This is a genomic window from Rhodococcus ruber (genome assembly GCF_016804345.1).
Lineage (GTDB): Bacteria > Actinomycetota > Actinomycetes > Mycobacteriales > Mycobacteriaceae > Rhodococcus > Rhodococcus ruber.
Map to the genome: position 1 here is coordinate 2,896,057 of NZ_CP044211.1, position 23,728 is coordinate 2,919,784.

23 protein-coding genes and 1 pseudogene are annotated in these 23,728 nt (G+C 71.9%); 18 read left to right on the forward strand and 6 right to left on the reverse strand.

Going from position 1 to position 23,728, the window contains the following annotated elements; all coding sequences use genetic code 11:
- Positions 1-10 precede the first annotated feature (10 nt).
- Both F1734_RS13490 and F1734_RS13495 read left to right on the forward strand, forming a co-directional pair.
- On the forward strand, positions 11-364 hold the full coding sequence (locus F1734_RS13490) for a YciI family protein (protein ID WP_010595147.1): 354 nt from the start codon (positions 11-13) through the stop codon (positions 362-364).
- 7 nt (positions 365-371) lie between these two features.
- Entirely contained in the window at positions 372-1,595 is a 1,224-nt protein-coding gene (locus F1734_RS13495) for an RNA polymerase sigma factor (RefSeq protein WP_010595146.1), read from the forward strand.
- Here F1734_RS13495 and F1734_RS13500 read toward each other — a convergent pair.
- The gene (locus tag F1734_RS13500) at positions 1,588-1,962 is read right to left on the reverse strand and encodes a DUF1622 domain-containing protein (protein ID WP_010595145.1); all 375 of its coding nucleotides are present in this window, start codon (positions 1,960-1,962) and stop codon (positions 1,588-1,590) included. The two genes, F1734_RS13495 and F1734_RS13500, sit on opposite strands and share 8 nt — an antisense overlap.
- 163 nt (positions 1,963-2,125) lie before the next feature.
- Between F1734_RS13500 and F1734_RS13505 the strand changes: the two genes are divergently transcribed.
- The 5 genes and pseudogenes from F1734_RS13505 to thrS all read left to right on the forward strand — a co-directional run.
- Entirely contained in the window at positions 2,126-2,731 is a 606-nt protein-coding gene (locus F1734_RS13505) for a prepilin peptidase (RefSeq protein WP_203010680.1), read from the forward strand.
- 47 nt (positions 2,732-2,778) lie between these two features.
- Positions 2,779-3,966 carry a chorismate synthase gene (aroC, locus tag F1734_RS13510; RefSeq protein ID WP_026138085.1) on the forward strand — a complete coding sequence of 396 codons (1,188 nt, stop codon included), beginning with the start codon at positions 2,779-2,781 and terminating at the stop codon, positions 3,964-3,966.
- 4 nt (positions 3,967-3,970) lie between these two features.
- Positions 3,971-4,555 carry a shikimate kinase gene (locus F1734_RS13515; protein WP_017682112.1) on the forward strand — a complete coding sequence of 195 codons (585 nt, stop codon included), beginning with the start codon at positions 3,971-3,973 and terminating at the stop codon, positions 4,553-4,555.
- The gene (gene aroB / locus F1734_RS13520) at positions 4,552-5,661 is read left to right on the forward strand and encodes a 3-dehydroquinate synthase (RefSeq protein WP_124259437.1); all 1,110 of its coding nucleotides are present in this window, start codon (positions 4,552-4,554) and stop codon (positions 5,659-5,661) included. Before F1734_RS13515 ends, aroB begins: the two co-directional genes overlap by 4 nt.
- Before the next feature lie 425 nt (positions 5,662-6,086).
- Positions 6,087-7,325 (forward strand): annotated as a pseudogene (gene thrS, locus F1734_RS13525) (threonine--tRNA ligase); the annotation flags it as partial.
- Between the two features lie 110 nt (positions 7,326-7,435).
- Here thrS and F1734_RS13530 read toward each other — a convergent pair.
- The 3 genes from F1734_RS13530 to F1734_RS13540 all read right to left on the reverse strand — a co-directional run bounded on the left by F1734_RS13530 (position 7,436) and on the right by F1734_RS13540 (position 9,048).
- On the reverse strand, positions 7,436-7,993 hold the full coding sequence (locus F1734_RS13530; RefSeq protein ID WP_010595140.1) for a hypothetical protein: 558 nt from the start codon (positions 7,991-7,993) through the stop codon (positions 7,436-7,438).
- 130 nt (positions 7,994-8,123) lie between these two features.
- Positions 8,124-8,267: a hypothetical protein gene (locus F1734_RS13535; protein ID WP_017682110.1), complete on the reverse strand. Its 144-nt coding sequence runs from the start codon at positions 8,265-8,267 to the stop codon at positions 8,124-8,126.
- A gap of 160 nt (positions 8,268-8,427) precedes the next feature.
- Positions 8,428-9,048 (reverse strand): TetR/AcrR family transcriptional regulator, encoded by a 621-nt coding sequence (locus tag F1734_RS13540; RefSeq protein WP_010595139.1) that lies wholly within the window; start codon positions 9,046-9,048, stop codon positions 8,428-8,430.
- Positions 9,049-9,158: 110 nt separating this feature from the next.
- Here F1734_RS13540 and F1734_RS13545 point away from each other — a divergent pair, with 110 nt between their 5' ends.
- Positions 9,159-10,043, forward strand: a complete 885-nt coding sequence (locus F1734_RS13545; RefSeq protein WP_225222418.1) for an oxygenase MpaB family protein — start codon at positions 9,159-9,161, stop codon at positions 10,041-10,043.
- A 21-nt stretch (positions 10,044-10,064) separates the two neighbouring features.
- On the opposite strand, the gene F1734_RS13550 is transcribed toward F1734_RS13545, so the two are convergent.
- Entirely contained in the window at positions 10,065-11,285 is a 1,221-nt protein-coding gene (locus tag F1734_RS13550) for a patatin-like phospholipase family protein (protein WP_124259418.1), read from the reverse strand.
- Between the two features lie 72 nt (positions 11,286-11,357).
- On the reverse strand, positions 11,358-11,936 hold the full coding sequence (locus tag F1734_RS13555) for a B-4DMT family transporter (protein WP_203010681.1): 579 nt from the start codon (positions 11,934-11,936) through the stop codon (positions 11,358-11,360).
- 101 nt (positions 11,937-12,037) lie between these two features.
- Between F1734_RS13555 and F1734_RS13560 the strand changes: the two genes are divergently transcribed.
- From F1734_RS13560 to pyrF, 10 genes are all read left to right on the forward strand, one after another.
- Complete coding sequence (locus tag F1734_RS13560) at positions 12,038-13,132, forward strand: M24 family metallopeptidase (RefSeq protein WP_124259416.1); 1,095 nt, start codon at positions 12,038-12,040, stop codon at positions 13,130-13,132.
- Between the two features lie 35 nt (positions 13,133-13,167).
- On the forward strand, positions 13,168-13,731 hold the full coding sequence (efp, locus tag F1734_RS13565) for an elongation factor P (RefSeq protein ID WP_010595134.1): 564 nt from the start codon (positions 13,168-13,170) through the stop codon (positions 13,729-13,731).
- Complete coding sequence (nusB, locus tag F1734_RS13570; protein ID WP_017682106.1) at positions 13,732-14,241, forward strand: transcription antitermination factor NusB; 510 nt, start codon at positions 13,732-13,734, stop codon at positions 14,239-14,241.
- A 191-nt stretch (positions 14,242-14,432) separates the two neighbouring features.
- Positions 14,433-15,032, forward strand: coding sequence for a bifunctional pyr operon transcriptional regulator/uracil phosphoribosyltransferase PyrR (gene pyrR / locus F1734_RS13575; protein ID WP_010595132.1), 600 nt, complete (start codon positions 14,433-14,435; stop codon positions 15,030-15,032).
- Positions 15,029-15,973 carry an aspartate carbamoyltransferase catalytic subunit gene (locus F1734_RS13580; protein WP_010595131.1) on the forward strand — a complete coding sequence of 315 codons (945 nt, stop codon included), beginning with the start codon at positions 15,029-15,031 and terminating at the stop codon, positions 15,971-15,973. Before pyrR ends, F1734_RS13580 begins: the two co-directional genes overlap by 4 nt.
- A 65-nt stretch (positions 15,974-16,038) precedes the next feature.
- Positions 16,039-17,358 carry a dihydroorotase gene (locus tag F1734_RS13585; RefSeq protein ID WP_010595130.1) on the forward strand — a complete coding sequence of 440 codons (1,320 nt, stop codon included), beginning with the start codon at positions 16,039-16,041 and terminating at the stop codon, positions 17,356-17,358.
- Positions 17,358-17,864: a PH-like domain-containing protein gene (locus F1734_RS13590; protein ID WP_203010682.1), complete on the forward strand. Its 507-nt coding sequence runs from the start codon at positions 17,358-17,360 to the stop codon at positions 17,862-17,864. The genes F1734_RS13585 and F1734_RS13590 overlap by 1 nt, the downstream gene beginning before the upstream one ends.
- A 96-nt stretch (positions 17,865-17,960) precedes the next feature.
- The gene (carA, locus tag F1734_RS13595) at positions 17,961-19,124 is read left to right on the forward strand and encodes a glutamine-hydrolyzing carbamoyl-phosphate synthase small subunit (protein ID WP_017682103.1); all 1,164 of its coding nucleotides are present in this window, start codon (positions 17,961-17,963) and stop codon (positions 19,122-19,124) included.
- Positions 19,125-22,532, forward strand: a complete 3,408-nt coding sequence (gene carB, locus F1734_RS13600) for a carbamoyl-phosphate synthase large subunit (protein ID WP_017682102.1) — start codon at positions 19,125-19,127, stop codon at positions 22,530-22,532.
- Positions 22,529-23,353 carry an orotidine-5'-phosphate decarboxylase gene (pyrF, locus tag F1734_RS13605; protein WP_010595126.1) on the forward strand — a complete coding sequence of 275 codons (825 nt, stop codon included), beginning with the start codon at positions 22,529-22,531 and terminating at the stop codon, positions 23,351-23,353. The genes carB and pyrF overlap by 4 nt, the downstream gene beginning before the upstream one ends.
- The last annotated feature ends 375 nt before the right edge of the window (positions 23,354-23,728 follow it).

Sequence of the window (23,728 nt, forward strand, 5' to 3'; positions counted from 1 at the left end):
GAGGAGTGCCATGACCCAGTACCTGCTGAGCATCTACCAGCCGGACGGCGACCCGCCACCGGCGGCGATCCTCGAACCGATCATGCGCGACGTCGAGGCCGTCGACGCCGAGATGCGCGCCGCCGGCGCCTGGGTGTTCGCCGGTGGACTGCACCCGCCGAGCACGGCCACCGTGCTCCGGCTCGACGGCGACGGAATCCTCACCACCGACGGCCCGTACCTCGAGGGCAAGGAACACATCGGTGGGTTCACCGTCGTCGAGGCGCCCGACCTCGACGCCGCCCTCGAATGGGGCCGCAAACTCGCCCGCGCGATCACACTGCCGATCGAGGTGCGGCCGCTGCAGGGCGGGCACTGCGGGTGAGTCGGCCGTGGCCGCGGTGACGGCCGCGGAGATCGCGCGTGTGTTCCGCAGCGAGCACGGCCGCGCGGTCGCCGTGCTCGTCCGCGCATTCGGGGACATCGACCTTGCCGAGGAGTCCGTGCAGGACGCGTTCGCCGTCGCCGTCGCCCGGTGGCCCGCCGACGGACTGCCGCCGAGCCCGGCCGGCTGGATCGTCACCACCGCCCGGCGCCGCGCGATCGACCGCATCCGCCGGGAGAACGCCCGCGCAGGCAAACACGCCGAGGCCGCCCGCCTGCAGGAGGTCGGGACCAGCGCCGTCGACGAGGAGAATGCCGTGCCCGACGACCGGCTGCGCCTGATCTTCACGTGTTGCCATCCCGCGCTGGCGCCCGCCGCCCGCGTCGCTCTCACGCTCCGGTTGCTCGGCGGCCTGAGCACCGCCGACATCGCCCACGCCTTCCTCGTTCCGGAGAAGACCATGGCGCAGCGGCTGGTGCGCGCCAAGGGCAAGATCCGCGACGCCCGGATCCCGTACCGCGTTCCGGGCCCCGCGGAACTGCCCGCCCGCCTCGCCTCCGTCCTCGCCGTCGTCTATCTCGTCTTCACCGAGGGGCACACCGCGGCCGGTGGGGACCGCCTGGTCCGCGACGACCTGTGCGTGGAGGCGGTCCGGCTCGCCCGCCTGCTGGCCGAACTGCTGCCCGACGAGCCCGAGGTGCTGGGCCTGCTCGCGCTGCTGCTGCTCACCGTCGCGCGACGACCGGCCCGCACGAACGCCGACGGCGACCTGATCCCGCTCGCCGCGCAGGACCGCACGCTCTGGGACCGAGACCTGATCACCGAGGGACAGTCCCTCGTCCGCCGCTGCCTGCAACTGCGCCGGCCCGGCCCGTACCAGATCCAGGCCGCGATCGCCGCCGTCCACAGCGACGCCGCCACGATCGAGACGACCGACTGGCGGCAGGTGGTCGCACTCTACGATCAGTTGCTCGTCGTCGCACCCACCCCCGTCGCCGCCCTGCACCGGGCCGTCGCGGTGGCCGAGGTGGACGGCCCCGCCGCGGGTCTGGACCTGGTCGACGCCCTCGACCTGGACCGGTACCACCTGTGGCACGCGGTGCGGGCCGACCTGCTCCGCCGGCTTGGTCGTCTCCCGGAGGCCGCCGCGGCATACGACGCCGCGCTCGCCCGGGCCACCAACGCCGCCGAGCGCGGCTTCCTGCAACGTCGCCGCGCCGAACTCAGCTGACCGGTTCCTTCTCGCTCTGCGGTCCGCTCCTGCCGTTCTGCCACGGCCACCGGCCGGAGATCTCGAGCTGCAGCGACCAGCTGAGGAAGGTCCGGATCAGGACGATGATCGCCAGGACCCCCACCGACGTGAAGGTGGGGGTCACGGCGACCGTCTTGATGATGTCCGCGGCCACCAGGAACTCGAGGCCGAGCAGGATGGACCGTCCCAGATCACGCCGGTAGCGCTCGTAGATCGGCGCACCCGGCGAGCGGCGCCAGGACCGCAGGGCGATCCAGCTCGCCACCGCCGCACCGACGACGATCACCGCCACCCCGACCACGTCGACGGCGCCGCCGACGGTCTCGAGAACGCGGGCCAGCTCCATGCGAACCTCCGGGATGCGGACGGGACGATTCGGTCATGGTCGCAGGTCCGGCTCGATCCGTCCCGGCAACCGGGTTGTCCACACCCGGCCCGTTCGTCCACAGATTCCGGCCGTGGGCGGCGAGAGCGCCGTTCGGGTGCCACCCGGACGGCACGCTGACGCCATGACCGTTGTGGTGTTCGCCGTTCTCGGTGCCGTGGCCGGAGCCGGCATGCGGCGGCTCGTCGCCCGCCTCGTCCGGCGTCTCCCACTACGAGGGATGTGCGAGGTGGCCGGCGCGGGCGGTGGTGCCGTGGCCGTGCTCGGGACCTCGACGATGCCGGGGGCGGTTACCGTCGCGGCGCTGACCTGGTGGTGCCTGTGCCTGAGCGCAGCCGACCTGTCGGCGCGGCGGCTGCCGAACGTGCTGACCGTGCCGGGCACCGGCGTCGTCCTCACGGTCGCCGCGGCAGCGGGGCAGGCAGTCCCGGCGTTCGTCGGCGCGTGCCTGCTGGCGGGACCGTACCTGCTTGCCCACCTGGCCGCCCCGCGCAGTCTCGGCGCGGGCGACGTGAAGCTCGCGGCCGGGCTGGGGGCAGCCGCGGGCGCCGCCGGCGCGGGAGCGTGGACGACGGCGGCCCTGCTGCCGCCGCTGCTCACCGCCGCGGTGGGCGTCGTCGTCGCCGCCGTGGGTTGGGCACGGGCACACCGTCGCCCGCGCGGTGTGGTGCTGCCACACGGGCCGTCGATGTGCGCGGCAGCCGTCGCCGGGGTCCTCGCGGCGGCTTGACCGGGGCGGCGTCCCGCCGGTGGCGGCGAACGTGGAAGGATGGTCCTGTGCTGCGCTGGATAACTGCTGGAGAGTCCCATGGTCCCGCCCTCGTCGCGATGCTCGAGGGGATGGTCGCCGGTGTCGAGGTGACGTCGAGCGACATCTCGGAGCAGCTCGCGCGGCGGCGCCTCGGCTACGGCCGCGGCGCACGCATGAAGTTCGAGGCCGACAAGGTCACCATTCTCGGCGGCGTCCGGCACGGCCACACCCTCGGTGGCCCGGTGGCCATCGAGATCGGCAACACCGAGTGGCCCAAGTGGGAGACCATCATGTCCGCCGACCCGGTGGACGCCGAACTGCTCGTCGGACAGGCCCGCAACGCACCGCTCACCCGCCCGCGACCCGGTCACGCCGACTACTCGGGGATGCTCAAGTACGGCTTCGACGACGCGCGTCCCGTCCTCGAGCGCGCCAGCGCCCGGGAGACCGCGGCCCGGGTCGCCGCCGGCACCGTGGCCCGCAACTTCCTGCGCCAGGTGTTCGGCGCGGAGGTCGTCTCGCATGTGATCTCCATCGGCGCGTCCGAACCCTACGTGGGAGCGGAGCCGACCGGGGCCGATCTCGCCGCCATCGACGCCAGCCCCGTGCGGGCCTTCGACAAGGCGGCCGAGGAATCGATGATCGCCGAGATCGAGGCCGCCAAGCGCGACGGTGACACCCTCGGCGGTGTCGTGGAGGTCGTGGTGCACGGCCTGCCGGTGGGCCTGGGTTCGTTCATCAGCGGTGCGGACCGGCTCGACGCCCGGCTCGCCGCGGCCCTCATGGGCATCCAGGCGATCAAGGGTGTCGAGGTCGGCGACGGCTTCGAGACCGCCCGCCGGCGCGGCAGCGTCGCCCACGACGAGATCCGGCCCGGCCCGGACGGCGTGCTCCGCTCGACCAACCGGGCCGGCGGCCTCGAGGGTGGCATGACCAACGGCGAGGCGCTGCGGGTACGGGCGGCGATGAAGCCCATCTCGACGGTGCCGCGCGCCCTCGCCACGGTCGACATGGCCTCCGGCGAGGAGGCCGTCGCGATCCATCAGCGCTCCGACGTGTGCGCCGTGCCCGCGGCCGGTGTCGTGGCCGAAGCGATGGTGGCGCTCGTCGTGGCGCAGGCCGCGCTCGAGAAGTTCGGGGGCGACTCGATCGACGAGACCCGCACCAACGTCCGCAACTACCTCGAGGCCGTCGCGGCCCGGGTGCCACGGTGACGCCATGACGCCACGCGCAGTCCTGATCGGGCCGCCCGGGGCCGGCAAGTCGACCATCGGCCGGCGGCTCGCCCAGGCGCTCGATCTGCCGCTGCTCGACACCGACGCCGAGATCGAGCGCACCACCGGCCGCACCATCCCGGACATCTTCGGCACCGACGGCGAACCGGCGTTCCGGCGGATCGAGGAGGAGGTGGTGGCCGACGCGCTCGCCCGGCACGACGGCATCGTCTCCCTCGGCGGCGGCGCGATCCTGTCCGAGCGCACCCGCGCCCTGCTGCAGGGCCGAACGGTGATCTACCTCGAGATCAGCGTCGCCGAGGGCCTGCGCCGCACCGGAACCAACACCACGCGACCGTTGCTCGCCGGGGCGGACCCCGCGGCGAAGTACCGGGAGCTGATGCGCCGGCGCCGCCCGCTGTACCGGCAGGCGGCCACCATCCGCGTGCGCACCGACGGACGCAGCCCGGGCCGCGTGGTGCAGCAGGTCCTCGCCAAGCTGGAGGCCCAGTCGGATCTGGCTGCCACCGGCGCCCACCCGTCCGCGCCCAGCACGACCAGTACAGAGAATCGGAGCAATCAATCGTGACCGAACCGGTACGCGTCGACGTCCAGACGGCCCAGCCCTACCCGGTGATCATCGGTCGGGGCCTGCTCGGTGAGCTCGTCGACGAACTCGCCGGCACCCGCACCGTGGCGATCCTGCACCAGCCGCCGCTCGCGGAGACCGCCGAGGCGGTCCGTGCCGCGCTGGCGGAGAAGGGAATCGACGCTCACCGCGTCGAGATCCCCGACGCCGAGGACGGCAAGGACCTCGCGGTGGCGGGGTTCTGCTGGGAGGTGCTCGGGCGCATCGGGCTGACCCGCAGCGACGCGATCGTCAGCCTCGGCGGGGGAGCGGCCACCGATCTGGCCGGGTTCGTCGCCGCCACGTGGATGCGCGGCGTGCGGATCGTGCACGTCCCCACCACGTTGCTCGCCATGGTCGACGCCGCGGTCGGCGGCAAGACCGGCATCAACACCGAGGCCGGCAAGAACCTCGTCGGTGCCTTCCACGAACCGTCCGCGGTGCTCGTCGACCTCGCCACGCTCGAGACGGTGCCGCGCAACGAGATCGTCGCCGGCCTCGCCGAGGTGATCAAGACCGGCTTCATCGCCGACCCGAAGATCCTCGAGCTGATCGAGGCGGATCCGGAGGCCGCGCTCGACCCGACGGGAACGGTGCTGCCCGAACTGATCCGGCGCTCGGTCGAGGTCAAGGCGAAGGTCGTCGCCGCGGACCTCAAGGAGTCGAGCCTGCGCGAGATCCTCAACTACGGGCACACCCTCGGTCACGCCATCGAACGGCGCGAACGCTACCGGTGGCGGCACGGCGCCGCCGTCGCCGTCGGTCTCGTCTTCGCCGCCGAGCTGGGACGCCTCGCGGGGCGCCTGGACGACGCCACCGCCGACCGGCACCGCAGCATCCTCGAGCTCGTCGGCCTGCCCACCACCTACGATGCCGACGCCTTCCCCCAGCTGCTCGAGGGCATGCAGACCGACAAGAAGAACCGCGCGGGGATGCTGCGGTTCGTCGTCCTCGACGGCCTCGCCAAGCCCGGGCGCCTCGAGGGACCGGATCCGTCGCTGCTCGCCGCGGCGTACTCGGCGGTCGCGCGGGAGGGCACCGCGGACGCAGGCACCGTGCTCCTGTGAGCTGCTGACCGGCTGAGCTGCCGACCGTCGTCGACGGGCCGTCGCACCCTCGGGGTGCGACGGCCCGCGTCCTCGTCGGGGATCTTCCCGGTTCACCACCGCGCGGATAATTCGCCCTGGACGGAACGCAGGAATTCTCCGAATTCCTGGTCCCCGCCCGAGCCGAACGGCCGCCTACCGAAAAGACGATGAAAAACCCGGGCGCGCAGGAGCTCCGGGATGCAATCGCTCTTCGCCGTTGATTTCCGGGCGAAACCGGCCGTACGATTCCGGTCGTGATGAACGCTCAGCAGGTCACGACGACGCCGGATGCCTTCCGGCGCCGCGTCGCTCACTGCTGACCCACCAAGCGAGCCCCGGGAGTCGACGTCCCGGGGCTTTCGTCGTGTTCGGGCACGTCGCTCCCTCTCGCCGAGACGAGAGTCGAGGAACAGGAAATGAACGGTGCAGATCACCGAGTGCTCGGTCGCGAACTCGACATGTTCGCCAGCGCGCCGATTGTGGGTGCGGGTCTTCCGCTGTGGCTGCCGGACGGTGCGGTGATCCGTGCCGAGCTCGAGGCCTTCGCCGCCGAGGTGGCGGCCGAGTCCGGCTGTCGCCGCGTCTACACCCCGGTGCTCGCCAAGAAGGAGCTGTTCGTCCGGTCGGGCCACTGGTCCAAGTTCGCCGACGACATGTTCCCCGAGATGCGGGTCGGCGGCGAGAGTTTCGTCCTGCGGCCCGCCAACTGTCCCCATCACGCCCAGATCTTCGCCTCGCGGGCCCGCAGCTACCGCGACCTGCCGATCCGCCTGTCGGAGCTGGGATCGATGTTCCGCAGCGAACTGTCGGGCGTGCTCGGCGGCCTGAGCCGGGTCCGGCAGATCGGTCTCGACGACGCGCATGTGTTCTGCGCGCCCGAACAGGCCGGTGCGGAGGTGGAACTCGCGTTGAGTGCGATCGAGCGCTGCTATCGGGTTCTCGGGCTCGACGCCCGGCGCTACCGCCTCTCCCTCCGCGGTGCCGGGGGCAGCTATCTCGGCTCCGGCGAGCAGTGGGCGCATGCTCAGGGTCAGCTGCGCGGTGCGCTCGAACGGTGTGGGCTGGACTTCTTCGAAGCCGAGGGGGAGGCCGCGTTCTACGGTCCGAAGATCGACGTCCAGGTCGCCGGGGCGCACGGGCGCGAGGAGACCGTGTCCACCGTCCAGTTCGACTTCACTCAACCCGAGCGTTTCGGCCTCGAATACACCGGCGAGGACGGGCACAGGCACCGGCCCGTGATGATCCACCGGGGTGTGCTCGGATCGATGGAGCGGCTGACCGCGATGCTCGTCGAACGCTTCGAAGGGCGCATGCCGCCGTGGCTCTCGCCCCGCCAAGTGGCGGTCCTGCCGGTCCGTGACCCACACCGCGACGAGGCCGGCGCGTTGCGGGACAGGCTGCTGGACGAGGGGATTCGCGCCGAGGTGCTCTCCGGTGGATCGCTGGGCAGCCGGATCCGCGCTGCGCGCCTGCACCGCGATCCCTACCTCGCGATCGTCGGCGACGAGGAACTCGCGGACGGCACCGTCAGCGTCCTGGTGCCGCAGTGCGGTCAGCGGGCGCGCATCGGGCACGAGCAGTTCGTGCGCCGGGTGCTGGCCGACGTCCGGGGCCGGGTCCTGGGCCCGTCCGCACTGCCGTGAGGGTGCTCTCGCCGTCGTCGAGCCGGACCATGATCGATCGGGCCGGGCCGGGACGGCGACGCGCGCGCGGACCGGTCACCCGCGCGCCGGCGCGGCCGGCCCCGGCCGGGCTACTCGGCGCCGTGCACGACCTGCAGGCCGGGACGGGTCGCCCGCGCCGACGGAGGTGCCCCGCGGCGGGCCCGTTCGTCCCGGTCCGGGCGGGCGATCCGGTGGGCCTGCAGATAGGCCACGCCGACCCGGGAGTACCAGGCGGCGGTCCAGGACGGGATCCCGCCCAGCATCGACAGGGCGAACCCGTGGTGGCGCTCGACGAAGTCGACGGTCACCGCATACAGATCCACCCCCGGGCACTTCCGGGCCGCCGCCTCGAGATCGAGGTCGTCGGGCCACCAGTTCGCCGGCAGGACGGGGTCGGCCGCCTGCCGGGCGCCCGGGTGGCGGAGACCGAGCACCCGTCCGCCCACCGCCGCCGCGGCGCTGCACGTTCCTTTCACGAGCCCCCGCGTCGTGGACCACAGCCCTCCGGGGTGCGTCAGCGGCAGTATCGCCCCGAGCAGTCGCCCCAGCTGCGGCTCGCCGCCGGTCCGCGACGCGAAGGCTCCGCCCTCGTCCGAGCCGTTCGGGACCGTCTTCCGGTCGGGACGTATCGGGGCGCGCTCTCCCATGCTTCCCTACCTTAAATGTGCTGGGCGCCAGAGGGATTGGTTTTCGGCGATCGCATGACGGGGGAGCGGCGGCTCCTGTGCCCGATGTCCCGGTGCGCGGGGCCGCCGCGGCCGGTGCCGCGGATCGGACTCATCCGGCGTCGATGCTCCGGTGGGCCAGTTCCTCGCGCGCGGCGATTTCGACGGCGGCCGGAAGTGTCAGGGTGCGTCCCAGTTCGAGGTCGGCTACGAATTCGGCGAGCAGATCGGTCGGCCATCGCTCGAATTCGGCCATCGCAATCCCCCCTCGGTGCGTGCGGTCGGGTGACCGGCGTGCCCCTGCCGGTTCCCGGTTCTCGACCCCGACAGTTCACATTTACACCACCGGCACGTCCCGTGACACTGCTTCCGTCCGAATCGGTCCGTTCCGCCCGGCGAGTCCGGTTCCGGGGAACCTACCCGGACTCCGAGGGGGTGACGGCGCGTCGGACGAGCAGGGTGCAGTGCTCGACGAGCGCCTCTCGCTCGACGTCGACCTGCCCGTCGATCCACGCGACGATCAGCGCCCCGATGCCCAGGCCCAGGACGGCGCCGCTGATCAGCCGGGACTCGGCGTCCGGTTCCGGCGCAGCGACGCCGACGAGCAGGGCGCCGAGCAGGGCGGGTGCTGCGTGCAGGCCCTGCTGCGACAACGCCGGCTCGGTCATCGCCTCGCGGACCAGCACCCGGCCGCGGCGGGGGTCGGCGGCGAAGAAGTCGATCGCTCCGGAGACGAAGGCGCGGGCCCGCGCGGCGACCTCCGCCGGGGCGGAGGCCACGACGGCCTGCATGTGACGCATGAGGCCCTCCGCCGTCGTTGCGAAGACTGCGGCGACCAGTTCGTCGCGCGAGGGAAAACTCTCGTAGAAGTACCGCTCGCTGACCCCGGCGGCCCGGCAGACGGCGCGGACCGTGACCGCGCGGCCTCCGCCGGTGCCGAGCAGTTCGGTACCCGCCGCGAGGATCCGGGTACGGCGCTGCGCGCGCCGGTCGTCGGCGCTGACGCCGTGCCAGCTGCGGCTCGGGGGGGTGCGCATGGATCCCATCCTGCCGGACCGATCGGTCGGACCGGGAACGGCCGTTGACCCGCCCGTAGTGGACAACATATGTTGTCCACTACGGGGGCCGGGAGAGCGACGGAGGACGAATGAGGAATGTGACGATCGGACGGCAGGTCCGACGGGAAATCGAGCGTCTCGATCCGCTCCGCGACGATCGCGCCGTCGCTCGACTCTCGCTCGAGGTCCTGCACGGGAACGCGATGCTCGTCAACGCGTTGTTCACGGTGTCGTTCATCCGGCAGGTGGCCGTGCCCGGCATCGCGAAGATCCTGCACCGCCGCGGACGCGGCGACATCGTCGTCCGCACGGCGAAGCGCAACGACGACACGATGGTGTTCTTCGGCAAGTTCCTCGAACTCGGCTACGACACGTCCGAGGGGCTCGCATGGATCGAGCGGCTCAACGAGATCCACGGGCACTTCCCGATCCGCAACGAGGACTCGCTCTACACGCTCGCCACGCTCGTGCTCGAACCGCAGCGTATCGCCGCGCTCGTCGGGTCCCGGCCGTTCTCCGGGACGGAACTTCAAGCGCAGTGGCATTTCTGGCGCGGCGTGGCGGCCGCCCAGCGCATCACGGACATCCCCGGCTCCCGCGACGAGCTCGCGCGGTGGACCGCCGACTTCGAGGCCGCGGAATACGCGCGCACCGACGACGGGCTCGCCGTGACCCGGCGACTCGTCGACGACTTCGCGGACCGCTGGTTTCCGGGTCCGCTGCGACCGCTCGCGCCGGAGGTGCTGTCGACGTTCTGCGACGACCGCCTACGGGCCGTGCAGAGCCTGCCCGAGCCGCGGCCCGCTCTGGCCTACGTCGCGCGATCCGCGGTGCGCACCTACTTCGCCGCCACCGGGCTGCGGCCGGTACGGCGCGACCGCAGTTTCGTGGAGACCTTCGGGACGGCGCGGTACGGGCCCCGTGACCGGGATGCGGTGGGATATCGGCGCCCGGCCCCGGCGCGACGGCCCTGACCGCCCGGATCGGCGCGGGGATCAGGCCCGGAGCTCGGCGGCAGGCTGTGCGGTGCTCGGTTCGGCGCCGTGTTCGCGACCCAGTTCGGCGATCGCGCACGTGAATTCGGGATCGAACAGCAGGAAGCTGAGCAGGTCGCCGCGATCCTCGTCGTCGCCACCGATCAATCGTGCGACGACGGACGGCGCGGGGTTGCGCAGGAACCGGCGCACGGCGGGGCGGCGACGGACCACCCCTTCCGCGATCTCGGCGATCCGCCCGGCCTGGCCGGGCGGCGGGCCGGCGAAGTCGATCCCGATGGGACGGTCGGTGGGGGACACGGCTCGGGTCTGGGCGATGCGGGCATTGCGGAACTCGAGCGTGTGCAGGTCCTCGATCATCCGGTAGCCGAGCATCGCCCGCAGCGCCAGGGCCGCGACGCCGGCCACGTCGGGAGGTGCCGGTCGGCGCCTGCCGGTGCGCGCGGACACCGGCGGGGGCCACATCCGCGGCTGCGTCGCCACGACGCCGACGTCGTTCGCGCCGAGCACGAGCGCGGGCTTGATCGGGGTGTTGAGCAGCAGACCGCCGTCGATGTACCAGCCGGAGCGCTGCGGGGCGCACCGGTCGGTGACGTGGATGGGCCGGAACAGGATCGGCACCGCGGAGGACGCCAGCAGGTGGTCGACGGTCAGGGTCGTCTCGACGTAGCTGATGTTGCGGCGGATGTCGTACTCGGGGAGCGGCACCGAGGCGTTCTTCTCCACGAACACCACCGTCCCGCCGGTGGCCACGGACGTCGTCGCGACCGCGACCGCGTCCACCAGCCCGGCCCGGATGTTCTCGTGCAGCCGGTCCCACGGCACCAGGCGCTGCAGGGTCCCCCGGATCGGGGTCGTGTCGAGCAGGCTGACGAGACGCGTGCGGGGAAACCCGATCGCCTGACCCAGGAACGCCGCGCCGGTGCCGAGCATGCTGTGCACCGACGAGTACACGTCGGACGAGACCACCCCGGTCCACAGGTCCACGAGCCGTTCGGCGGCCGTCGGCAGTCCCTCGTCGGCGAACGCGGCGAGCCCGACCACGTTGATGGCGCCGGCGCTGGTCCCGACGAGGATCCGGGGCGCTCCGTGGTGCCGCGTCATCCGGGGGAGAAGGGTCGTGATCGCGCCGGCTTGATACGCGCCGCGCGCACCCGCGCCCGCGACGACCAGCGCCGTCCGCCGGCGTCCGTGGGTGCCGCTCGTCCCGCGTCCGGCCATGGGCCGAACGGTACCTGCCTGCTCCGGACCGCGGACCCGATTCTCCGCGACCGGTGCAGACCCGGGCAGGTGCTAGGGGCGGCGGTCCGGATCGATCCGCTCGAACACCTCGGTGGGCGCGTCGTCGTCACGCCACCCCTGATCCGGGGCAGCGGACGCCGTGACCGGTGCCGGCCCGTCGTCCGGCTTCCCCGTCGCCGTCCCCGTCGCCGTCCCCGCAGACTTGCGCTGATCTCGACGCACCAGCAGCCGCCCGAGCATCACCGCGGCCGTCGCGGGAACGAACACCAGCAGCACGGTGAACGCCGCACCCGAGGTCAGTTCGAAGAACAGCGACTTGACCCCGACCTGGATCGGACTGACCGTGTCGATCAGCCACGTCAGCAGGCCGGCGGCGAGACCGGTGACCGCCGCGGCCTTCAGCCACAGCATCGTCAGGTCCGCCCCGTCCTCCGACTGCGGGTGCGCCCGCTGATCGCGGATCCCGTCGAGCCCGGCCCACACGATCGCGGCGAGCACGACGACGGCCAACGCGACCATCCGCAGCATCGAGCCTTGCAGCGGCCATTGCACCAGGGCGACCCCCAGCAGGACCCGTACCAGCACGTGCACGAGGGTCAGGCCGAGCCCGCGAAGCAACCAGGGTTTCATGTACCTCAGAGTAACGTCTGGATCGGCGCGGATGTGTCCCGCCCCACATTCGTGACCGTCGACGGCCGTCCCGGCTGTCGGCGCGGGAGTACGTTGACCCCATGTCCGCCGATCACTCCGCCCGCCGCGCCGCGCTGCGCCGGTTGCTCGCCGACCGCGACCTCGATGCGCTCCTGGTGACCGACCTGCTCAACATCCGCTACCTCACCGGATTCACCGGCTCGAACGCCGCGCTGCTCGTCACCACCGACGACGACCTCGACGAGTCCCGCACCGTCGTGTGCACCGACGGCCGCTACCTCACCCAGGTCGCCGCGCAGGTGCCCGATCTGCGGGCCGAGATCGCCCGCGCCAGCGCCGATCACCTGGTCCGTTCCGCGGCGACGCCGGCCCGGTGGGGCTTCGAGAGCCATGTCGTCACCGTCGACGCGCACGTGCGCTGGGCGGGGCTGGACAGCCCGCTCACCCTCACCCCCGCGCCCGGGCTGGTCGAGCAGTTGCGCATGGTCAAGGACGAACACGAGGTCGGGCTGCTCACGGCGGCGTGCGCCGTGGCCGACCGGGCACTGGCCGATCTCGTCGCCGCCGGCGGCCTGCGCCCGGGCCGCACCGAACGGCAGGTCGGCCGCGATCTCGAGGCCCGCATGCTCGACCACGGCGCCGACGGCATCTCCTTCGAGACGATCGTCGCGACCGGGGCGAACTCGGCCGTGCCGCACCACCGGCCCACCGACGCCGTGCTCGCCGCCGGCGACTTCGTCAAGCTCGATTTCGGTGCACAGGTCGGCGGATACCACTCCGACATGACCCGCACCTACGTCCTCGGCCGGGCCGCCGACTGGCAGCGTGACGTGTACGACCTGGTCGCGCGCGCCCAGGCGGCCGGGCGGGCGGCGCTCGTGCCGGGCGTCGACCTGGCCGCCGTGGACGCCGCGTCCCGCGACGTGATCGCCGCCGCCGGCCACGGTGAGCTGTTCCTGCACGGACTCGGCCACGGCGTCGGTCTGGAGATCCACGAAGCACCCGGAATCGGCCAGGCCGCGACCGGTACACTTGCCTGCGGTGCGGCGGTGACCGTCGAACCGGGCGTGTACTTCTCCGGGCGCGGAGGCGTGCGGATCGAGGACACGCTCGTGGTGCGTGAGCAGGGACCGGAGCTGCTCACACTCACCGACAAGACATTGACCGTCGTATAAGGGCGGTACCTCGACTCTAGGAGACGCGAAACCAAGTGGCCGATACCAGCGATTTCAAGAACGGGCTCGTGCTGAAGATCGACGGTCAGCTGTGGCAGATCATCGAGTTCCAGCACGTCAAGCCCGGCAAGGGGCCGGCGTTCGTCCGCACGAAGATCAAGAACGTGCTCTCCGGCAAGACCGTCGACAAGACCTGGAACGCCGGCGTGAAGGTCGAGACGGCCACCGTCGACCGTCGCGACATGACGTACCTGTACCACGACGGCACCGACTACGTCTTCATGGACGGCGAGACCTACGACCAGATCTCGATCAGCGAGGAGACCCTGGGCGGCGGCGCCCGATTCCTCCTCGAGAACATGCAGGTGCAGGTGGCCACCCACGAGGGCACCCCGCTGTTCGTCGAACTGCCCGTCACCGTCGAACTCGAGGTCACCCACACCGATCCCGGCCTGCAGGGCGACCGCTCGACCGGCGGCACCAAGCCCGCGACCCTCGAGACCGGCGCCGAGATCCAGGTGCCCCTGTTCATCAACACCGGTGACAAGCTCAAGGTCGATTCCCGTGACGGCAGCTACCTCGGGCGAGTGAATTCCTGAGTGTCCGGTACGCAGAAGAAACTCGGAGCCCGGCACAAGGCGCGTAAGCGCGCCGTGGATCTGCTGTTCGAGGCCGAGGCCCGCGACATCGATCCGGTCGGTCTCGCCGCCGACCGGATCGCGCTCGCCGTCACCGACGACCAGGTCGCGCAGGTCCCGCCGTACACGCAGACCGTCGTGCGCGGCGTGGCGGAGCGACTCGACGAGCTCGACCAGGTGATCGCCGAGCACCTGCACGACTGGACGCTCGAGCGGCTGCCCGCCGTGGACCGGGCGATCCTGCGCATCTCGGTCTGGGAGCTGTTCCACGCCCCCGACGTGCCGCCGGTGGTGGCCGTCGACGAGGCGGTCGAGCTGGCCAAGCAGCTGTCCACCGACGATTCGCCGGCCTTCGTCAACGGCATCCTCGGTCAGATCGTGGCGCTCGCCGACCAGGTGCGTGCCGCCGCGGCGGCCACCTCGTCGCGCGCCGCCGACCCGGCCGGGCAGCGGGACTCCGAGCGGCCCTGACAACGCAGCGGGAGCGGGCCCGGCCGGCGACGGAGGTCGCCGGCCGGGCCCGCTCGCCGCTTCGGGGACCCCGGCCTGTGTCGGGCTTCACCCCGCATCCGTGTCTGGCGGGCACCGGCCGCTGCTAGGCTGGAGCACCGTCAGGCATCCTTTAACGATCCGTCCAGCGAGGCGGAGAAGGAGGTCGCAGTATGGCCATGTCCGAAGACGGGTCACCGGCATCCCCGCCCGGTCCGGCCCGCGAATTGCTCTCCGCAGCCGACGTCGGTCGCACCGTCGCCCGCATCGCGCACCAGATCATCGAGAAGACCGCGCTCGACGCCCCCGCGGGTGAAGCCCCCCGCGTCGTCCTCGTCGGCATTCCCACCCGCGGCACCACCCTCGCGCACCGGCTCGCCGAACGCATCGCCGAGTTCTCCGGGGTGCGCGTGCCCGTCGGCTCCCTGGACATCACCCTCTACCGCGACGACCTGCGCACCAAGCCGCACCGGCCGCTCGAGCGCACATCGGTGCCCGAGGGCGGCGTCGAGGACGCCCTCGTCGTCCTCGTCGACGACGTCCTGTTCTCGGGTCGCTCGGTGCGCGCCGCCCTCGACGCCCTGCGCGACCTGGGCCGGCCCCGCGCGGTGCAGCTCGCCGTCCTGGTCGACCGCGGGCACCGCGAACTGCCGCTGCGCGCCGACTACGTCGGCAAGAATGTCCCCACCGCCCGCGCCGAGGACGTGCGGGTCCTGCTCACCGAGCAGGACGACCGCGACGCCGTGGTGATCTCCGGAGGCAAGATTTCGTGAAGCACCTGCTCTCCATCGCGGACCTGACCGAGCAGTCCGCGACCGAGCTTCTCGACGAGGCCGAACGGTTCGAGCAGGCGCTGCTCGGCCGTGAGGTGCGCAAGCTGCCGACCCTGCGCGGCCGCACCGTGATGACGGTGTTCTTCGAGAACTCCACCCGCACCCGGGTCTCGTTCGAGGTCGCCGGCAAGTGGATGAGCGCCGACGTCATCAACGTCAGCGCGTCGAGTTCGTCGGTCGCCAAGGGCGAATCGCTGCGCGACACCGCGCTGACCCTGCACGCCGCCGGCGCCGACGCCCTGATCGTGCGGCACCCCGCGTCGGGCGCCGCGCACCGGATCGCCGAATGGACCGGCGACGGCGACGGCGGGGGACCGGCGGTGATCAACGCCGGCGACGGCACCCACGAACACCCCACGCAGGCTCTGCTCGACGCGCTCACCCTCCGGCAGCGGCTCGGATCGATCGCCGGCCGGCGCATCGCGATCGTGGGCGACATCCTGCACAGCCGGGTCGCGCGCTCCAACGCCCTGCTGCTGTCCACGCTCGGGGCCGAGGTGGTGCTCGTCGCGCCGCGCACGTTGCTGCCGGTGGGCGTCGAGACCTGGCCCGTCACCGTCTCCCATTCCCTCGACGCCGAACTGCCCGGCCTCGACGCGGTGCTCATGCTGCGGGTGCAGGCCGAACGCATGAACGGCGGGTTCTTCCCGTCGGCGCGCGAGTACTCGATCGGCTACGGGTTGTCGGAGAAGCGGCTGGCGATGCTCGCCGAGCACGCCGTGGTGCTGCACCCCGGCCCGATGCTGCGCGGCATGGAGATCGCCTCCGCGGTCGCCGACGCCCCGCAGACCGCGGTGCTGCAGCAGGTGAGCAACGGGGTGCACGTGCGCATGGCCGTGCTGTTCCGGCTGCTCGTCGGCACGGAGAGCGCAATCGCATGACCGACGCGTATGCGGACCGGACGTCCGCGCAGAAGACGAAGAACAGTGGGACAGGAGAAGATTCGGTGTCGCCGCAGGTGCTCATCCGCAACGTGCTCGTCTACGGGGAGGGTGCGCCGACCGACGTGCTGCTCGGCGACGAACAGATCCTCGCCCTCGGCCCCGACCTCGAGGCGAGCCCCGACGCCGAGGTGATCGACGGCGCCGGACGGATCCTGCTGCCCGGCTTCGTCGACCTGCACACGCATCTGCGTGAGCCCGGCCGCGAGGACACCGAGACCATCGACACCGGATCCGCGGCCGCGGCGCTCGGCGGCTACACCGCGGTGTTCGCGATGGCCAACACCGACCCCGTCGCGGACTCCGTCGTCGTCACCGACCACGTGTGGCGACGGGGGCAGGAGGTCGGCCTCGTCGATGTGCACCCCGTGGGTGCCGTCACCGTCGGGCTCGCCGGCACGCAGCTCGCCGAGATGGGCACCATGGCCGCCGGCGTCGGCCGCGTCCGGATGTTCTCCGACGACGGGCACTGCGTCCACGATCCGCTGATCATGCGGCGGGCGCTGGAGTACTCGAGTTCGCTCGGGGTGCTCATCGCCCAGCACGCGGAGGAGCCGCGGCTGACCGCCGGGGCCGTCGCGCACGAGGGACCCACCGCGGCGCGTCTCGGACTGGCCGGCTGGCCGCGCGCGGCCGAGGAGTCGATCGTCGCGCGCGACGCCCTGCTCGCCCGGGACGCCGGAGCCCGCGTGCACATCTGCCACGCCTCCACCGCCGGCACCGTCGAACTGGTGAAATGGGCCAAGGCACAAGGGATCCCGATTACCGCCGAGGTGACCCCGCATCATCTGATGCTCGACGATTCGCGGCTCGAGACCTACGACGGCATCAACCGGGTCAACCCGCCGCTGCGCGAGCGTTCCGACGTCGAGGCGCTGCGCCGCGGACTGGCCGAGGGCGTGCTCGACTGCATCGCCACCGACCACGCCCCGCACGCCGAGCAGGACAAGTGTTGCGAGTTCTCGCAGGCCCGGCCCGGCATGCTGGGGCTCGAGACGGCCCTGTCGATCGTCGTCGAGACGATGGTCCGTCCCGGGCTACTGGACTGGCGCGGCGTCGCGAAGGTGATGAGCGAACGGCCCGCCGAGATCGTCGGCCTCGACGACCAGGGGCGCCCGCTCGAGGTGGGCGAGCCCGCCAACGTGGTGCTCGTCGACCCCGACGCCGAATGGACGGTGCGCGGACCGGAGCTGGCCTCGGTGGCGCACAACACGCCGTACGAGGCGATGACGCTGCCCGGCAAGGTCGTTGCGACCGTGCTGCGCGGCCGCATCACCGCACTCGACGGAGCGGTCCGGCCCGGCACCGGAAGCGGGGTGCGGTGATGGACCGCCTGTGGCTCACGCTCGGCTTCGTCGCCCTGTGGGTGGTGCTGGTCCTGCTGATGTGGAAGGGCTGGCGCGGCCGCGGCCGCCGCCAGGCCGAGGCCGTCGGTGCCCTCCCGCCGGTGCCGGCCGAGCTGGGGGAGCAGCTGGTGGCCCCGAGCACCGGCCTGTACGTGGGCAGTACCCTCGCGCCGAGCTGGCAGGACCGGGTCGCCGTCGGCGACCTGGGCCACCGCGCGGCCGGCGAGATCAGCCGCTACCGCGCCGGGGTGCTGCTCGAACGGGACGGCGCCTCGCCGATCTGGATCCCGCAGGACTCGATCCGGGCGGTGCGCACCGAACGTGGCCTCGCGGGAAAGGTGATGACCAAGGACGGGGTGCTGGTGATCCGCTGGCAGCTGCCGTCCGGCACCGAGGTCGACACCGGATTCCGCGGCGACGACAAGACCATCTACCCCCAGTGGGTGCAGGAGACGAACGAGAATCACCGGGACAGTGACAGCTAGGACGACAGCCTGGACGGCTGGTACAGCGACGACGGCACGCGAGATTTCGGCTGATGCGGCGAGCTCCGGTGAGGTCGAGCAGAACGGAGAGAACGCATGAGCGGCAACAACTTCGACACGGACACCGCGATACTGGTGCTCGAGGACGGTCGCACGTTCCGCGGCACCGTCTTCGGTGCGGTGGGCCAGACCCTCGGCGAGGCGGTGTTCAGCACCGGCATGACCGGCTACCAGGAGACCCTCACCGACCCCAGCTACCACCGGCAGATCGTGGTGTCCACGGCCCCGCAGATCGGCAACACCGGGTGGAACGCCGAGGACAACGAGTCCGTCGGCCCCACCGGTGACCCCGCCGGCGCGAAGATCTGGGTCGCCGGGTACGTCGTGCGCGACCCGTCGCGCCGCACCTCGAGCTGGCGCGCGGCCGGCTCCCTGCAGGACGAACTCGAGCGGCAGAACATCGTCGGCATCGCCGGGATCGACACCCGCGCCCTGGTGCGGCATCTGCGCACCCGCGGCTCGATGCGGGCGGGTGTCTTCTCCGGCGACGCCCTCGCCGACGACGCCGAGCTGCTCGACCGGGTCCGGAGCCAGCCGTCGATGCTCGGCGCCGACCTCGCCGGCGAGGTCACCACCACCAGCGGCTACGTCGTCGAGCCCGACGGCGAGGCCCGCTTCACCGTCGCCGCGATCGACCTCGGCATCAAGACCAACACCCCGCGGATGTTCGCCGAGCGCGGCATGCGCGTGCACGTGCTGCCCTCCACCGCGACGCTGCACGACATCCTGGACCTGAAGGCCGACGGCGTCTTCCTCTCGAACGGTCCCGGGGATCCGGCCACCGCGGACGGCGCGGTGCACCTGACCCAGGAAGTGCTCGGGCAGGGACTGCCGCTGTTCGGCATCTGCTTCGGCAACCAGATCCTCGGCCGCGCCCTCGGTCTGGGCACCTACAAGATGAAGTTCGGGCACCGCGGCATCAACATCCCGGTCATCGAACACGAGACCGGGCGGATCGCGATCACCGCCCAGAACCACGGCTTCGCGCTCGAGGGCGAGGCGGGCCAGGAGTTCGACACCCCGTTCGGCCGGGCCGTGATCAGCCACACCTGCGCCAACGACGGCGCCGTCGAGGGCGTGCGCCTGCTCGACGGGTCCGCCTTCTCCGTGCAGTACCACCCCGAGGCGGCGGCCGGCCCGCACGACGCCTCCTACCTGTTCGACCGGTTCACCAGCATGCTCGAGGGAGAGAAGAACTAGATGCCACGCCGTACCGACCTCTCCCACATCCTCGTCATCGGCTCCGGCCCGATCGTCATCGGCCAGGCCTGCGAGTTCGACTACTCCGGCACCCAGGCGTGCCGCGTGCTGCGCGAGGAAGGCCTGCGGGTCTCCCTCGTCAACTCCAACCCGGCCACGATCATGACCGACCCGGAGTTCGCCGACTCCACCTACGTCGAGCCCATCACCGCCGAGTTCGTCGAGAAGGTCATCGCCGCCGAGCAGGCGAAGGGCACCCCGATCGACGCGGTGCTCGCCACCCTCGGCGGGCAGACCGCGCTCAACACCGCCGTCGCCCTGCACGAGCAGGGCATCCTCGCCAAGTACGACGTCGAGCTGATCGGCGCCGACTTCGACGCCATCCAGCGCGGCGAGGACCGGCAGAAGTTCAAGGACATCGTCGCCAAGTGCGGCGGCGAGTCCGCGCGCTCGCGGGTCTGCTACACGATGGACGAGGTGCGCGACACCGTTGCCGAGCTCGGCTACCCCGTCGTGGTGCGCCCGTCGTTCACCATGGGCGGCCTCGGCTCGGGCATGGCCTACGACGAGGCCGACCTCGAGCGCATCGCCGGCGGCGGCCTCGCCGCGTCGCCCACCGCGAACGTGCTCATCGAGGAGTCCATCCTCGGCTGGAAGGAGTACGAGCTCGAGCTCATGCGCGACGGCCGCGACAACGTCGTGATCGTCTGCTCCATCGAGAACGTCGACCCGGTGGGCGTGCACACCGGCGACTCGGTCACCGTCGCCCCCGCCATGACCCTGACCGACCGCGAATACCAGAAGATGCGCGACCTGTCGATCGCGATCCTGCGCGAGGTCGGCGTCGACACCGGCGGCTGCAACATCCAGTTCGCGATGGACCCGCGCGACGGTCGTCTCGTGGTGATCGAGATGAACCCGCGGGTGTCGCGGTCGTCCGCGCTGGCCTCGAAGGCCACCGGCTACCCGATCGCGAAGATGGCCGCCAAGCTCGCCATCGGCTACACCCTCGACGAGATCGTCAACGACATCACCAAGGAGACGCCGGCCTGCTTCGAGCCGACGCTCGACTACGTCGTCGTCAAGGCTCCGCGCTTCGCGTTCGAGAAGTTCCCCGGCGCCGACGGCACCCTCACCACCACCATGAAGTCGGTCGGCGAGGCCATGTCGATCGGCCGCAACTTCACCGAGGCCTTCGGCAAGGTCCTGCGGTCCCTCGAAACCAAGCGTTCCGGGTTCTGGACCGGCCCCGAGGTCGAGGCGGCCGATCTCGGCACCCTCCTCGGCGAGCTCGAGGTCCCGCACGACGGCCGCTTCTACGGCATCGCCAAGGCCTTCGAGCTCGGCGCCACCGTCGAGCAGCTGTTCGACGCCACCAAGATCGACCCGTGGTTCCTCGATCAGATCCAGCAGATCGTCGAGCTGGGGGAGACGGTGCGCGCCGCCGAGACGTTCGGGGAGCGGGAACTGCGCTTTTCCAAGCACCACGGCTTCTCCGACCGGCAGATCGCGGCGCTGCGCCCCGAACTCGGCGACGAGGACGCGGTGCGGGCCCTGCGCGAGCAGCTCGGCGTGCATCCGGTGTACAAGACCGTCGACACCTGCGCCGCCGAGTTCGAGGCCAAGACCCCGTACCACTACTCGACGTACGAACTCGACCCGGACGCCGAGACCGAGGTCGCCGAGCAGCGCGAGCGGCCGAAGGTGCTCATCCTCGGCTCGGGCCCCAACCGCATCGGTCAGGGCATCGAGTTCGACTACTCGTGCGTGCACGCCGCCCTGACCCTGTCGCAGGCCGGCTACGAAACCGTCATGGTCAACTGCAACCCCGAGACGGTCTCGACCGACTACGACACCGCCGACCGTCTCTACTTCGAGCCGCTCACCTTCGAGGACGTCTTCGAGGTGTACCGGGCCGAGTCGCAGTCCGGCACCGTCGCCGGGGTCATCGTCCAGCTCGGCGGCCAGACCCCGCTCGGGCTCGCGCGACGGTTGAAGGCCGCCGGGGTGCCGATCGTGGGCACCAGCCCCGAGGCCATCGACCTGGCCGAGGACCGCGGCGAGTTCGGCCGGGTGCTCACCGAGGCGGGCCTGCCGGCCCCGAAGTTCGGCACCGCCACCACCTTCGAGGGCGCCCGCGACATCGCCGCCGGCATCGGCTATCCGGTGCTGGTCCGTCCGTCCTACGTCCTCGGCGGGCGCGGCATGGAGATCGTCTACGACGAGAACGCGCTCGAGAGCTACATCTCCCGCGCCACCGAGATCTCCGAGGACCGGCCCGTGCTGGTCGACCGCTTCCTCGACGATGCGGTCGAGATCGACGTCGACGCCCTGTGCGACGGCACCGACGTCTACATCGGCGGCATCATGGAGCACATCGAGGAGGCCGGCATCCACTCCGGCGACTCGTCGTGCGCGCTGCCGCCGATCACCCTCGGGCGGTCCGACCTCGAGAACGTGCGCCGCTCCACCGAGGCCCTCGCGCACGGTATCGGCGTCAAGGGCCTGCTCAACGTGCAGTACGCCCTCAAGGACGACGTCCTCTACGTGCTCGAGGCCAACCCGCGTGCCTCCCGCACCGTGCCGTTCGTCTCGAAGGCCACCGCCGTGCAGCTCGCCAAGGCCTGCGCGCGGGTCATGATGGGCGAGAGCATCGCCGACCTGCGCGCCGAGGGCATCCTGCCCGCCCACGGCGACGGCGGGCACGCCCCGGTCGACGCCCCGGTCGCGGTGAAGGAGGCGGTGCTGCCGTTCAACCGGTTCCGCCGCGCCGACGGCACCGGCATCGACTCGCTGCTCAGCCCGGAGATGAAGTCCACCGGCGAGGTCATGGGCATCGACGACGACTTCGGCACCGCGTTCGCCAAGAGCCAGACCGCCGCCTACGGTTCGCTGCCCACCTCCGGCTCTGTGTTCGTCTCGGTCGCCAACAAGGACAAGCGGTCGCTGATCTTCCCCGTCAAGCGGCTCGCCGACCTCGGCTTCCGGGTGCTCGCCACCATCGGCACCGCGGAGGTGCTGCGCCGCAACGGCATCCCGTGCGAGCACGTGTACAAGGTGTCGGAGGAGGAACGGCCCGAGGGGGCCCACACCATCGTCGAGAAGATCCGCGCCGGTGAGGTCGACATGGTGATCAACACCCCGTGGGGCAACTCCGGGCCGCGCATCGACGGCTACGAGATCCGCACCGCGGCCGTCGCCGCGAACATCCCGTGCATCACGACCGTGCAGGGTGCCTCCGCGGCCGTGCAGGGCATCGAGGCCGCCATCCGTGGCGACATCGGGGTCCGTTCCCTGCAGGAGATGCACGCCGGGCTCCGGGAGGACCAGGGCAGCCTCCGCGAGGACGCCGGGGCGTCCGGCGGCGTCGGAGGGCTGCGCGACGGACTCGCGGACACGGCGTCGTGACGACGTTCGGGCAGCGTCTGCACGCGGCCCTCGCCGAGCGCGGGCCGCTGTGTGTGGGCATCGACCCCCACCCGGAACTGCTCGCGGCGTGGGGGCTGCCGGTCGACGTCGCGGGCCTCGAGCGGTTCGCCGGGACGTGTGTCGACGCGTTCGCCGGGCGGGTGGCCCTCGTCAAGCCGCAGGTCGCGTTCTTCGAGGCGTTCGGTGCCGCGGGCATCGCGGTGCTCGAGCGCACCGTGACGGCCCTGCGCGGCGCCGGCACCCTCGTCCTTGCGGACGCCAAGCGCGGCGACATCGGCTCGACGATGGACGCGTACGCCCGCACGTGGCTGACCGATGCGTCCCCGCTGGGCTCCGACGCGGTCACCGTCTCGCCGTACCTGGGGTTCGGCGCGCTCGAGCCCGCGCTGCGCCTCGCCGTCGACGGGCGCGGGGTGTTCGTCCTCGCCGCCACCTCCAACCCCGAGGGCGCCCAGGTGCAGCAGGCGCGCACCGCCGACGGGCGCAGCGTCGCGCAGGTGATGGTCGACGAGGCCGCGGCCCGCAACGCCGGCGCCGACACGCTCGGCTCCGTCGGCGTCGTCGTGGGCGCGACCCTCACCCGGGCACCGGACCTGAGCGCGCTGCACGGCCCGATCCTGATGCCCGGGGTGGGCGCCCAGGGCGGCACCGCGGAGGACGTGCGCCGGCTGGCGGGCGACCGCCTCGACGCCGTCGTGCCCAACGTCTCCCGCGAGGTGCTGCGGGCGGGCCCGACGCCCGCGGCGCTGCGCGACGCCGTGTCCCGCACCGTGGACGCGTTCGCCTTCCTGCGGGCCTGACGGCCCGGACATCCGGCCCGGATCCGGCTCCCGGCTCCGGGCCGGATGTCCGTTCCGGTGCAGGTGGGAGCCCCCCCGACACGCTCGTGCGCGGAAATTTTTCCGGGCCGTTTCCGGCGTGGACGCGCCGGAAACGGCGCCGGCCCGCAGACCAGCACCCGCGCCGGGCCGAACTGCCATCCACAACGCCGCTACCTGCGGCGATGCCGGGTTCGCCGAGGTGAGGGGCGGTGCCTACGTCCCCGGGCCGGACCTGCCCGCGGGCCACGCTGCGGGCGCACTACCGCACGTGTTTTCGAGCCGAAACGCCGGGGGGTGGGTTCGCAATCGTCGTCCGGCGTGAGTACGGTCGCTATCGCCGCTGGTTAACCGGCG